13 protein-coding genes are annotated in these 12250 nt (G+C 32.2%); 7 read left to right on the plus strand and 6 right to left on the minus strand.

Features of this window, described 5'->3' with window-relative positions; all coding sequences use genetic code 11:
• The first annotated feature begins 76 nt into the window (after positions 1-76).
• The gene (locus Mjas_RS04455) at positions 77-937 is read left to right on the plus strand and encodes a fumarate hydratase (RefSeq protein WP_421077004.1); all 861 of its coding nucleotides are present in this window, start codon (positions 77-79) and stop codon (positions 935-937) included.
• Positions 938-964: 27 nt separating this feature from the next.
• On the opposite strand, the gene Mjas_RS04460 is transcribed toward Mjas_RS04455, so the two are convergent.
• The 3 genes from Mjas_RS04460 to Mjas_RS04470 all read right to left on the minus strand — a co-directional run bounded on the left by Mjas_RS04460 (position 965) and on the right by Mjas_RS04470 (position 3941).
• Positions 965-2065, minus strand: a complete 1101-nt coding sequence (locus Mjas_RS04460) for a DUF123 domain-containing protein (RefSeq protein ID WP_421077005.1) — start codon at positions 2063-2065, stop codon at positions 965-967.
• Positions 2066-2150: 85 nt separating this feature from the next.
• Positions 2151-2699 carry a hypothetical protein gene (locus Mjas_RS04465; protein ID WP_421077006.1) on the minus strand — a complete coding sequence of 183 codons (549 nt, stop codon included), beginning with the start codon at positions 2697-2699 and terminating at the stop codon, positions 2151-2153.
• Positions 2700-2918: 219 nt separating this feature from the next.
• Positions 2919-3941 (minus strand): type II glyceraldehyde-3-phosphate dehydrogenase, encoded by a 1023-nt coding sequence (locus tag Mjas_RS04470; protein WP_421077007.1) that lies wholly within the window; start codon positions 3939-3941, stop codon positions 2919-2921.
• Positions 3942-4097: 156 nt separating this feature from the next.
• Here Mjas_RS04470 and Mjas_RS04475 point away from each other — a divergent pair, with 156 nt between their 5' ends.
• From Mjas_RS04475 to Mjas_RS04485, 3 genes are all read left to right on the plus strand, one after another.
• Positions 4098-4955 (plus strand): zinc metalloprotease HtpX, encoded by an 858-nt coding sequence (locus Mjas_RS04475; RefSeq protein ID WP_421077008.1) that lies wholly within the window; start codon positions 4098-4100, stop codon positions 4953-4955.
• A 53-nt stretch (positions 4956-5008) separates the two neighbouring features.
• A complete protein-coding gene (locus tag Mjas_RS04480; RefSeq protein ID WP_421077009.1) occupies positions 5009-5662 on the plus strand; it encodes a DUF5612 domain-containing protein in 654 nt (217 codons plus the stop codon).
• A 63-nt stretch (positions 5663-5725) separates the two neighbouring features.
• On the plus strand, positions 5726-6142 hold the full coding sequence (locus Mjas_RS04485; protein WP_421077010.1) for a DUF2076 family protein: 417 nt from the start codon (positions 5726-5728) through the stop codon (positions 6140-6142).
• A gap of 53 nt (positions 6143-6195) precedes the next feature.
• On the opposite strand, the gene Mjas_RS04490 is transcribed toward Mjas_RS04485, so the two are convergent.
• On the minus strand, positions 6196-7320 hold the full coding sequence (locus Mjas_RS04490) for a tRNA (guanine(10)-N(2))-dimethyltransferase (protein ID WP_421077011.1): 1125 nt from the start codon (positions 7318-7320) through the stop codon (positions 6196-6198).
• 128 nt (positions 7321-7448) lie between these two features.
• On the opposite strand from Mjas_RS04490, the gene mfnF reads away from it, so the two are divergent.
• Entirely contained in the window at positions 7449-8429 is a 981-nt protein-coding gene (mfnF, locus tag Mjas_RS04495) for a (4-{4-[2-(gamma-L-glutamylamino)ethyl]phenoxymethyl}furan-2-yl)methanamine synthase (protein ID WP_421077012.1), read from the plus strand.
• Positions 8430-8612: 183 nt separating this feature from the next.
• Positions 8613-9815 (plus strand): argininosuccinate synthase, encoded by a 1203-nt coding sequence (locus Mjas_RS04500; RefSeq protein WP_421077013.1) that lies wholly within the window; start codon positions 8613-8615, stop codon positions 9813-9815.
• A gap of 140 nt (positions 9816-9955) precedes the next feature.
• Here the strand turns inward: Mjas_RS04500 and Mjas_RS04505 are convergent, their stop codons facing one another.
• Together Mjas_RS04505 and Mjas_RS04510 are read right to left on the minus strand one after the other, a co-directional pair.
• On the minus strand, positions 9956-10585 hold the full coding sequence (locus Mjas_RS04505; RefSeq protein ID WP_421077014.1) for a sulfite exporter TauE/SafE family protein: 630 nt from the start codon (positions 10583-10585) through the stop codon (positions 9956-9958).
• A 208-nt stretch (positions 10586-10793) separates the two neighbouring features.
• Entirely contained in the window at positions 10794-11735 is a 942-nt protein-coding gene (locus Mjas_RS04510) for a malate dehydrogenase (protein WP_421077015.1), read from the minus strand.
• Between the two features lie 246 nt (positions 11736-11981).
• On the opposite strand from Mjas_RS04510, the gene Mjas_RS04515 reads away from it, so the two are divergent.
• On the plus strand, positions 11982-12206 hold the full coding sequence (locus Mjas_RS04515) for a hypothetical protein (protein WP_421077016.1): 225 nt from the start codon (positions 11982-11984) through the stop codon (positions 12204-12206).
• The last annotated feature ends 44 nt before the right edge of the window (positions 12207-12250 follow it).

Raw genomic sequence — 12250 nt, forward strand, 5'->3', positions numbered from 1 at the left:
CCCCCACATTTCTATAATTATATAAAATATCTTTTTTAGTTTTATTTTTATGTATATTTTGATTATTGGTGATTTTATGAATGGCGATATTGAAAAAATTTCCAATATTGTGGTTGAATTATTTAAAGAGGCGGCAATAACCCTTCCACATGATGTTAAAAATGCTTTAATCGAATCAATTGAAAAAGAAGAAAATGAATTATCTAAAAATACATTAAAGGCAATTGTTGAAAATATAGAAATTGCAGAGGAAAAAAATATCCCGATGTGTCAGGATACCGGCGTTCCAATAGTGTTTTTAAAAATAGGCAAAAACATCAATTCATCAGACATAGAGGATATAATTGGCAAAATCAAAGAAGGAGTAAAAAAAGCGACTGAGGAGGTTCCTTTAAGACCTAATGTTGTTCATCCACTTAACAGGGAGAATTTAAAAACAAATGTTGGTCTCGGAGCTCCCTTTATAAATTTTGAATTTGATGAAAATTTAGACAGAGAAATGGAAATAACAGTTTTCCCAAAAGGTGCAGGAAGCGAGAACATGAGTGCTTTAAAGATGCTAACTCCTGCTGAGGGAATAAAAGGTATAAAGAACTTTATCCTTGAAACAGTTGCCAATGCAGGTGGAAAACCATGCCCCCCAATACTATTAGGTATAGGTATTGGCGGAACTGCTGATTTGTCATTAAAACTTGCAAAAAAGGCACTTTTAAGAAAAATAGGTGAAAGACATAAAGATGAAGATATAGCAAAGTTGGAAATGGAACTCTTGGAGGATATAAATAAATTAGGCATTGGAGCCATGGGACTTGGTGGAAATATTACAGCACTTGATGTGTTTATTGAAGTGATGGGGTGCCATACTGCATCATTACCAGTTGGAGTATGTATTCAATGCTGGGCGAATAGGCGAGCTCGGAGGATAATAAAACTATAAGTAAAAAAAGATATAAAGAATAATCGATTAAGGTTTCAAATAAAACAAATGGCTTTTACATTTACAGTCGGAGCTCCCAAAACCTTCAACAAAATCAAACATTTTCATCAAATCCCTTGATATATTACACTCAACAGGGTTATTTGATATGTAAATCTCCTTTATAGGCCCGTGTTTTAATAAATAATCAATATGCCAGTGCATTTTTTTATCATCTCTTAAATGTCGCCCTATTCTTCTTTTTAAATTATTGGAGCTCCCCATTGCAGAGCCAACATAAAAATAATATCCTTTTTTAAATCGTTCTATTCTGTTTTTTCCAAAGGTTATATTTTTTGAATTATTTAATTTTATTTTTAAAATATAGGTTCCTTTTTCCTCTGGAATTTTATTTTTTGAAACCTTCTTAAAATTATACTGCTCTAAAATCTCGCTAAAATATCTTAATTTTTCATAATATGGACAGGTTTCTTTAATTTCATTAAAACATTTATCACATTTTGGAATTGGGGAGCAAACTTCCCTTCCATAAACCACCAATAGATTATTTATAATTTTCCAATATTTTTTTGGAAGTTTTTTTCTCAGTTCCATTTCCGTTTCATCAGGATTTTCAGTATTTACATACTCCCATCTGTTGCAAATCCTATGAACATGGGTATCTACGCATATCCCATAATCATCAAATGCGAGAGTAATTACTAAATTTGCTGTTTTTCTCCCAACGCCAGGAAGTTTTATTAAATCTTCCAATTTGTTGGGTATTTTTCCACCATATTCATTTTTTACAATCTTTGCTAAATCTTTTAAATATTTTGCCTTAGTTTTGTAAAATCCAACTGGATAAATAATTTTTTCTAATTCATTTTGGTCTATATTTAGTAAATCATTTATGTTTTTTATTTTTTTAAATAATCTCTCTGAAACCTCTGATGTAGTTTCGTCCTTTGTTCTTGCACTTAAAACAGTAGATATAAGAACTTTAAATGCCTTAGTTTCTGCATCTTCAACCTGCTTTGATATTTCTTCAACCACAGGGTTTTTGTTTAATTTTTTATATAATATATCTAAAAATCTCTGGAAATTTGAGATATCGTCCCTATTTTCAATATTGTAACTATTATTCATATTGTCACTTTATATTAATGTCCTAAAATAGATATAATAAAATGTATATGAATAACATATAAAAAAGAAAGTAATTAAAGAATAGTTATCTATATGCTTTTATTTTTTTCAGAACTTCTTCGTATTCACTATGATTTAGGATATGGTATTTTATTTTACATATTTTATTTCCCTTAGCCAAATACCCATTTTTCGTCCTAACCGCTACATAATTAAAGCCCGCTTTCTTCCCCATAACCTCAAATAACATTGGCAATGGACATCCATCACCATCCAATTCAGCTCCTCCGATATTTTTTGGACAATACGTGCAACCCATGGTTTTGCAATGTATATTGATTTCAAGAGTGCCATTATTATTTGTGATTACATCTAATTTATCACAAATACCCAACGCTTTATTAATATCTAAAATAAACTCTTTGAAATCAAAATATTTGTCTTTTATATGCCCTCCAGATTTCAATACCTCGTATAGATTGGGTCCAATAACTTTTGCCACTACATCTATGATTTCTTGTGGTTCAGTTATGAATTCTGCTATCATACCCAACAATGAAGCACAAATAAACTGCTGAGGTGATATATCACTATTAATGATTTCATCTATGGCATTTTGGTCAAGAATTTTCATGATTACCCCCAAACTATCATTTCTTTTACATTTATTTTGATATATGTAGTAATTAGGTGTAATTACATATGTATACGAATATACAATCGTATATGTATGTAACATATAGTGTATATTAAACCATATACTTATATATAATTTATGACATAAATGTTATTAAAAAAATTAAATGTGGCTATTAATTAAATTAGACGATAGTTATTTAGTTAATTGTTATAATCATTTCATTAATCCCATAGCTTTGTTTGTCATTTCAATGGATTTCATATTGTCATCTTCCATCTGCAACATTGACCTTATACAGTCTATATTTTCAGGAATTACATCACTTTCTTGATGGACTGCCTGCATCAAGAACAATTCATTACCTACTACATTTATACTTTCTTCCCATATTGGAATCTCCCATAAATCATACCTAGGTCTCCCCAAATCTCTTGCAAATTCAATTATTGTGGCAGTTGAGTTTAAACCATCTTCTGCACTTACCGTAAATACCCTTGGAGTTTTCTCAATAGCATCAATTATATCATCTCTTGTTGTTCCTGTGGTTTCCACCATTAAAGAATGCATGTGCATCAGTGTTGTAGGAACTATTACCGCGGAAGTAATTATTTTATCCTTGAACTCTGGAACCACAGAAGCCACATCTGGTCCGTGATGTGATGGAACAGTTGGTGGATTTGGAACTATTGCATTTATTGGTCCTCTTTTTGCATCGTTTGGGTCTGCCCCCCTTCTTATTAAAACAACCCTTGCTTTTACGATGTCGGTGGTTGAATTTATGGCATATAAAGTTCTACATAATCCTGTGGTGTTGCAGGATACTGCTCTTATGTAATCCTTTCCATAACATCTATCGTAGCTCCAAAGTGCGTTAAAATTATCTTCCACATATTGTGCTTTTTCACCACCTTGAAGTATTGCCTTTACTTTATATTTTTTATATATATTTTCCAAATTATCTTTTCCTACCCCCCCTGGGGCACAATCTACCACAATATCTGCTTCCTCTATTACATCAAAAATTGTTCCCTCAATTTCGATTCCCTTTTCCTCAAACAAGGATTTTCTCTCAGGAATGGCAGCGTATAACTTATATCCTTTATCGACAGCCATTTTTGCTTCAAAGTTAGGTTTTGTTTTTGTAACACCAATTACTTCCATATCTTTCTGTTTTGATACAGCGTCTGCTACTCTTTTACCTATTGAACCATAACCATTTATCAGAACTTTTACCATAACTATCCTCCCAAGATTTTTATTATTTGATAAATAAAATTATATAAACATGAATATATAAACATTATTTATTATTTTGATTATATAATACTTTTGATAGCAATGTTAATTAATATATTGATTATGGGATTATAAGATTGAAAATGGTGGTGCAATATGTTATCCACATTAAAAACAGCTTTGCTAATGGCATTATTGACGGGTTTGTTATATGGAGCATTCCTGCTTTTCCATATTCATCCATTAATTGCAATAATGCTTGCATTAATACCAAACCTTATAGCTTATTTTTACAGTGATAAAATCGTATTGATGAGTTATGGTGCAAAAATTGTAGATGAAAGGGAAGCTCCCTCTCTTCATAGGATTGTTGAAAATGTGGCAAGTCGGGCGGGGATTCCAAAGCCAAAGGTTGCAATAGTAGATACCCCAACACCAAATGCCTTTGCAACAGGGAGAAATCCAAAACATGCAGTGGTTGCAGTCACAACAGGTATATTAAATATATTAACTCCACAGGAGCTCGAAGGTGTTATTGCTCATGAGATAAGTCATATAAAACACAGGGATATATTGATAAGCTCCATTGTTGCTGTAATGGCTGGTGCTATCGTATATCTTGCAAATATGCTTCAATGGGGGCTATTGTTCGGATTTGGTGGAGATGATGAAGATAATCCACTGGCATTCATAGGCTCAATATTATTTATGATATTGGCACCTATTGCTGCAACTCTCATACAGTTTGCAATTTCTAGGCAGAGGGAATTTTATGCTGATGAGGGTGGTGCAAAATATTCAAATCCTGTATATCTTGCAAATGCCCTAGCAAAGCTTGAAAGAGGAGTAAGCCTCTACCCACTGGAACACGGAAATCCTGCAACAGAACACATGTTTATTGTAAATCCATTTAGGGGGAAAAGTTTAATGAAATTGTTTTCAACACACCCTTCAACAGAAGAAAGAATAGAAAGATTAATGGAGATGGCAAGAAATCCAAGATATTTAGGATAATACAAATTTAGGATAATACAAAACATGTATATAAATCTAAAAAAGGTAAAAACATGGAAATTGGACTGACTGTTGTGGTAGACAATAAAGTAGGAGTTTTACATAAATTAACAGGCGTTATTTCAAAATTAGGGGGAAATATATTATATACTCAGCAATTTATAAAGGATGATAATACAGGATTAATTTATATGGAAATAGAAAATATAGATGATGAAAAAACACTTATAGATACAATAAAATCAATGGACTGTGTTAAGGAGGCTGAGCTCCACAACACACTTAAAAAAATATTTGGTAAAAGAATAATTATAATAGGCGGGGGAGCTCAGGTTTCACAGGTTGCACTTGGAGCAATAAGCGAAGCAGACCGACACAACATAAGGGGAGAAAGAATAAGTATCGACACAATGCCCGTGGTTGGAGAGGATAATTTAGCCGATGCAGTTTCATCTGTTGAAAATCTTCCAAGGGTTGGACTTTTGGTTCTTGCCGGCTCTCTAATGGGTGGAAAAATAACGGACGCAGTAAAGAGACTTAAAGAAAAAACAGGTATATATGTTATATCCTTAAATATGTTTGGAAGTGTTCCAAAAGTAGCTGATTTGGTGATTACAGACCCAGTTCAGGCTGGGGTGATTGCTGTAATGACAATTGCAGATACGGCAAAATTTGACATAAATAAGGTAAAGGGAAGGGTCATTTAACAGAAATCTATTTATACAACCTTACAACATAAAATTTATTAAATTAAATTTATGGTGAAAAAAATGGGAAGCATAGTAGGTATATTAATATTAGTAGGAATTGGACTTATTATTGGATATTTGCTATTTGGTAGAAAAAAGGAAAAGGTAGTATATATGCAAAATGCCCCGGGAATTCCAAGTGGTAGAACAGTTGGAAGTGGTGGGGCAATTGGTGGAGGACGGAGCTCCTATGGACACAGCAGGGGAGGTTCAGGAGGTTCAGGCAGTAGCATGTTGGGAACAGCAGCAGCGGTTGCAGGAGGGGTTGTTGCAGGGGAATTAATTGCTGATGCAGTGGATGACATGATGGACGGAGATGTTATTGATGGAATACAGGAAGGGATAGATGATGCAGTAGATTATGTAGGGGACGCTATTGAAGATGCAGGAGAATTTGTTGAAGATGTAATTGATGATGTCGGAGACTTTGATTTTTAATTTTGTATAATTTTTATTTTTTCATTTTTATAATTTTATTGATTTATTTTTGATTATTTTTTATTTTTATTATATTCACAAATCCATTCAACAACATCAACAACTTTTGCGTCAGTTTTAATGCCGTTTGGATTGTAATGAGTTCTTGATACTTTAAATCCGTTCTGTTTTAACCCATCCATTAAGTCATTTATTGGTGGCACGAGCTCTTTTATAAAACTACAAATTTCATGAATATCGTAGCACCCGATTTGATTTATTTGGCATTCCTCGGATATGGTTTTTATAATCTTTCTACTCCTCTCTGAGTAGTTTCTATCATCTGCAACTTTTAATGCACCATTTACAATATTTAAATCGTTTATCTTATCTAAATAAAACAATCCTCCAAATCCTTTTTCAAATCCTTCTTCACGGATCTTTATAATCTTTTCTTCATTAACATTTTTTATATATCCCAACTTCTTGACTGCCTCATCCGCTTTTTTTGCCCCTCTCTCAGTAATTAAGAATGTTCTGGCATAATGGTCTGTAATATGCGAGAATATGGGTCTAAGCCCTACATCGTATTTAGATGCTACCCTTATGGCGTATCCGATTAATAACCTTATAGCTACTTCCTTATCGCCTTTAAGTGGAATGGCGTCGTAATTTCTAATGCATGCCTTTTTATATGCTCCGCACAAAACCGCCGTATCTGTGGCAGTCATGCATAAAATCCCGTTTTTTGTAATGCAACTTCGCACCGCACTATCGATATATGGATTGGGGGAACCGAAGGGGTCTAAATCCACTACATTGAATGTTCTGAAATTCTCTGAAAGAAGAACATTGGCATCCTTATGTATGATTTCCACATTATCCAGTTCATTTACTTTTAGGTTTTCCTTTGCCAGTTTTACAGCATTGGGATTTATATCTCCAATTACTACTTTTACAGTTCCAGAAGGGTTTTTTAACTCCTTGGCATATCTTAATCCTCTTGCACCGCTTCCACCTAGTGGGTCACATATTATAAATTCATCCCTTTTGTAATTGTTTAAGAAACTCTGAATTACTGAAACAGAGATGTCCCTGTTAATTTCCATTATTGGATTGTAAAATATTTTATCCTTTTTTGACAGTGTCCTATCCTTTGGAACTTTTAATTTTGTGTTTCCCTCGGTAATGATTTTCATGAGCTCACCAATATATTTCCTTTAAATATAGTATATATTAAATATAAGTTTATGAAATGATATTTGGTAATTTAAATTAAATAAATAATATTGTTATTTTTATATATAATCATCTTATTGGTGAAAATGTGATACTTGGAATAGATATTGGAGGAGCAAACACAAAAATAACAGAATTAAAGGACAACAGCTATAAAATTCACCATATATATTTCCCAATGTGGAAAAATAGTGAAAAACTTACGGAGCTCCTACAAAAATATAACAATGAAAATATAAAAAAAGTGGCAGTAGTGATGACTGCTGAGCTCGCGGATGCTTATGAAACTAAAAAGGAAGGTGTGAATGATATATTAAATTCCGTTGAAAAAGCATTTCCAAATAAGGAAATTTATGTTTTTGATGTTGATGGAAATTTTTTAACAACCGATGAGGCAAGGAGAGAATATTTAAAAGTTTCTGCATCCAACTGGACAGCTACGGCAAATTTTGTGTGCAACAGCATAAACAACAACTGTATACTTGTTGATATGGGCTCTACAACAACGGATATAATTCCTATAAAAAATGGAAGCATAATGGCAAATAAAACAGATTTAGATAGATTGATGAATAATGAGCTGGTTTATGTAGGAGCTCTTAGGACTCCACTGTCATTTTTAGGAAATACTGTATTGTATAAAGGAAAAGAAACAAATATATCTTCGGAATACTTTGCAATCACAGGGGATATAAATGTTATTTTAGATAAAATTACACCAAAACAATATACCTGCGACACCCCCGATGGTGCATCTCCCGATAAAAAACATAGCACAATAAGAATATCGAGAGTTTTATGCGGTGATTTGGAGCAGATAGATGAGAAGGAAGTAATTGACATAGCAAACCAGTTCTACAACAAACTTTTAAATCTGATAAAATACAATGTTGATAATGTTTCTGAAAAATATGGTTTAAATGATATTGTAATTACAGGACTTGGAGAGGAGATTTTAAAGGATGCATTAATGGATTACAATATTATTTCAATTAAAGAAGAATATGATGAGGATGTATCCCTTGCCACCCCAAGTTTTGCAGTAGCCGAATTACTCAGCAATAAATAAAAATAAAAATGAGATGATACATTAACCATAATTATAACTCAATAAATTATCATTAACATAATCTTAATAATCTTAATTTTAAAATAGGATAATATTTTTTATTAATTTTAAAAGGTGATAACAATCAGGCGAAATAAAAAATTTCGCTACTGTTATCACTAAAAAAAGAGAAAGCGTGATAACATGACAGAAAAGGAAAAAATAGCAGTTTTGGCATATTCAGGAGGACTTGACACAAGTTGCTGTTTAAAATTGTTGGAAGACAAATACAATTATAAGGTAGTTTCAGCATGCGTTGATGTTGGACAGCCAGAGGAAGAATTAAAAGAACCAGAAGAAAAGGCAAAAAAATACGGCGTTTATGCACACTATACAATAGATGCTAAGGAAGAATTTGCAAAAGACTACATATTCAGGGCAATAAAGGCAAACGCAATGTATGAAGGCTATCCATTATCAACTTCATTAGCAAGACCCCTTATAGCTTTGAAATTGGTTGAATTGGCTAAGGAGTTAAACGCTGATGCAGTAGCACACGGATGCACTGGAAAAGGAAATGACCAATTCAGATTTGAAACAATAATTAGGGCAAAAGCACCAGATATGGAAGTAATTGCTCCAATTAGGGATTTAAACTTAACAAGAAATGAAGAAATTGAATATGCAAAACAGCACGGTATTCCAATACCTACTGAAAGCAAAAAATACAGTATTGACGAAAACCTTTGGGGAAGAAGTATTGAAGGTGGTGTTTTAGAAGACCCAATGTTTGAAACACCAGAAGACGCATTCGCATGGACAAAAAACCCAAAGGAATGTAAAGAAGAAGAATATGTTGAAATAGAGTTTGAAAATGGTGTTCCTGTCAAAATAAATGGAAAGGAAATGAATCCTGTTGATATAATAAGGGAAGCAAATAAAATAGCGGGAAGAAACGGCGTTGGAAGAATAGATATAATCGAAGATAGGATATTAGGCTTAAAATCAAGAGAAAACTACGAATGTCCAGGTGCTGTTATGCTTATAACTGCACACAAGGCACTGGAACAATTGGTTCTCACAAGAGAAGAATTGAAGTTTAAGGAAATGGTGGATTCTATTTACGCAGATTTAATCTACAAGGGACTTTGGCATGAACCATTGAGAGAAGATTTGGACGCATTCATTGATAAAACACAGGAAAGAGTATGCGGAAAAGTTAGATTAAAATTATACGCTGGTTCAATGAGAATAGTAGGAAGAGAAAGCCCTTGTGCATTATACAGTCAGGAGCTCGTATCATTCGAAGATAAAGATTTAGACCAAAGGGAAATTGTTGGAATGGTTAAATTCCACGGATTGCAGGCGGCACTTTACGAAGCTGTGAAAAACAAAAATAGAAAATAAGAATAAATGAAAATAAGAAATATAAGAACTTTTTATTTATTTTTTATCATTATAATTTTTTATTTTTTTTAACTAATTTATTTTAATTATTTTCTAATTATTATTTTAATTTCTAATTATTATTTTAATTATTTTTTATTTTAAATAAAATACTCCAATAGTGGATGACTTATTGTATATATGCCAATTAACAGGATTATAACACCACTTATTAATGGAAGTTTGTTTATGTCTTTACTCTGAACATATTTTTCTATAAACTGTTTACCCCTTACAAATAGTGCCGATAACAGAGATATACTCAGTGCAAGCCCCAAACTAAATATAAACACATAAACAAGTCCATCGTATAGATTACCACTTGTTATGCTAAACAATAGTACAGCAAGAGCCGCAGGACATGGAACAAGTCCCGCAGAAAGACCTACTGCCAAAACTCCTTTTTTTGTGTCTATTTTATGCTCGTGAGGATGGAAATAATTTTTTAAAATCCAAATTCCCACAGTGAGTAATATCCCACCACCAATCATACTCATTATATCATGAGTCATCTCTGAGCTCATAGTTCCAACTAGATATATTGAAAGAATGCCCAATGCAAAAACTATTGAGGTATGAGATACCACCACTGTTAGACCAAGAAGCAGTGCATCTTTTAAACCTGCTCCCGTTCCCATAATATAAGCCGCCATAACTGATTTTCCATGTCCAGGTTCAAGGGCATGCATGAAACCAAGTGTGAATGCAGTTAGTATCCATAGGAGCTCCATAAAAATCACCGTAATATTAACTATTTAAATAAATTAAATATATTATTACCTAATAATACTAAATTGTGATTGGTATATAAATATGTTATTACTAAAAAAAGTAAATTGTTGAATATTAAAAATGTCTTTAATTGAAAATTTTAATAAAATATATGAAAAATAAAAAAATGATATTAATCAATAAATTGTTAAAATTAGAAAATAGAAATTAAATATCTTTAACTTCATTCCAGCAATTTTTTACAACTTCAACAGAGTGTTTAAATGCATTAAATTCATCATCGCTTATTTTTATAGGAACTACTTCTTCTATTCCATTTTTTCCAACTTTAACGGGAACTCCAATACATACGTCTTTTATCCCATCTATTTCTCCATCCAAATAGGCGGAAAGTGTCAATAGTCGTTTATCATTGTTGGTTATGCATTTAACAACATTCACTATGGCAGATGCTGGACCATACTCAGAACCTCCTTTTAATTCTATTATTCTTTTCCCCCCATTTTTTACGAAATCAACTGTTTTTTGGTATGGGAAATTTTCAAAACCGGGCAATCGAGTTATGGGAATACCCCCAATTGCTGTGGCACTTAACAATGGAACCATGGTGTCTCCATGCTCTCCAATTATTCTTGTTCTAACATCACCAATATGCACTCCGAAATATTTTGCAATTGCCACCTTAAATCTCATGGAATCTAAATGGGTTCCCAATCCAAAAACTTGATTTTTTTCATAGCCGCTTTCAACCAATGCCTTTTGAGTCATTACATCAACGGGATTTGTTACTATAAACAATTTTGTGTCGCAGGTTTTTGAAATACCCCTCACATAGTTTTTAATGATTTTTGCATTTTCTTTTGCCAAATCAAGTCTTGACATTTTATTATTTCTTGGAACGCCTGCTGGAATAATGGTAATTTCACTCCCATCCACCACTGAAAGGTCTTTCTCACTATGGACTTCAATTTCTGCATCCCTTCCCTCAGCTGCAAGAGCGTCATATATGTCCATTTTTATTCCCTTTAATTTGTTCAAGGATTTCTCTCTCGATATTAAATTTATATGCTTTATAGAAGATTCTTTTGCAAGTAAAAAGGATACTGCTGACCCAATTCTTCCAGAAGCCCCAATTACGGACACCTTCATAATCTCACCTTGGATTTATATTATTAAAAAAAATTTGATTAAATATTAAACCATAATCTATATATATGTTAAGATTTGTAATATTTATAACAAATTTATTATTAATAAATGTTATAAAATATGTGGTATTATTACTAAATTTAAAATAAAAAATTATAAATATGGATTATATACTATTAAGATTTAATTTAACAAATATAAAATTTATTTTAATTAAGGTAGGATAATTTATTTGAGGTCGGTGCTATGAAAAAATTCAACATGGAAGATGTGGATGAAATAGATGAAATAGATAAACTGGCAATAAACATATTAATAAATGCCCCTCTAATGTCAGAACATGAGATGAAATATGCAATAAACAGGCTAAAAAGGATAGCAAAGAAAAAAAAGAACAATGAACGAAAAAAAGTAAATGATATATTGGATTATTGGGCTAACAAAGCTTATGCTATTTCAATGAAATCCTAATTATTTTTAAATCCTACTATTTTTATTTTTTTATAGTTGGACAT

This window comes from Methanothermococcus jasoni (assembly GCF_049075655.1).
Lineage (GTDB): Archaea > AGJL01 > Methanococci > Methanococcales > Methanococcaceae > Methanofervidicoccus.

Coding starts and splice junctions, on each gene's coding strand:
- Mjas_RS04465 (WP_421077006.1), bottom strand. CDS start 2,699: ATGAAAATTCTTGACCAAAATGCCATAGATGAAATCATTAATAGTGAT.
- Mjas_RS04475 (WP_421077008.1), top strand. CDS start 4,098: ATGTTATCCACATTAAAAACAGCTTTGCTAATGGCATTATTGACGGGT.
- Mjas_RS04505 (WP_421077014.1), bottom strand. CDS start 10,585: ATGGAGCTCCTATGGATACTAACTGCATTCACACTTGGTTTCATGCAT.
- Mjas_RS04515 (WP_421077016.1), top strand. CDS start 11,982: ATGAAAAAATTCAACATGGAAGATGTGGATGAAATAGATGAAATAGAT.
- Mjas_RS04485 (WP_421077010.1), top strand. CDS start 5,726: ATGGGAAGCATAGTAGGTATATTAATATTAGTAGGAATTGGACTTATT.
- Mjas_RS04480 (WP_421077009.1), top strand. CDS start 5,009: ATGGAAATTGGACTGACTGTTGTGGTAGACAATAAAGTAGGAGTTTTA.
- Mjas_RS04460 (WP_421077005.1), bottom strand. CDS start 2,065: ATGAATAATAGTTACAATATTGAAAATAGGGACGATATCTCAAATTTC.
- Mjas_RS04455 (WP_421077004.1), top strand. CDS start 77: ATGAATGGCGATATTGAAAAAATTTCCAATATTGTGGTTGAATTATTT.
- Mjas_RS04490 (WP_421077011.1), bottom strand. CDS start 7,320: ATGAAAATCATTACCGAGGGAAACACAAAATTAAAAGTTCCAAAGGAT.
- Mjas_RS04510 (WP_421077015.1), bottom strand. CDS start 11,735: ATGAAGGTGTCCGTAATTGGGGCTTCTGGAAGAATTGGGTCAGCAGTA.
- Mjas_RS04500 (WP_421077013.1), top strand. CDS start 8,613: ATGACAGAAAAGGAAAAAATAGCAGTTTTGGCATATTCAGGAGGACTT.
- Mjas_RS04470 (WP_421077007.1), bottom strand. CDS start 3,941: ATGGTAAAAGTTCTGATAAATGGTTATGGTTCAATAGGTAAAAGAGTA.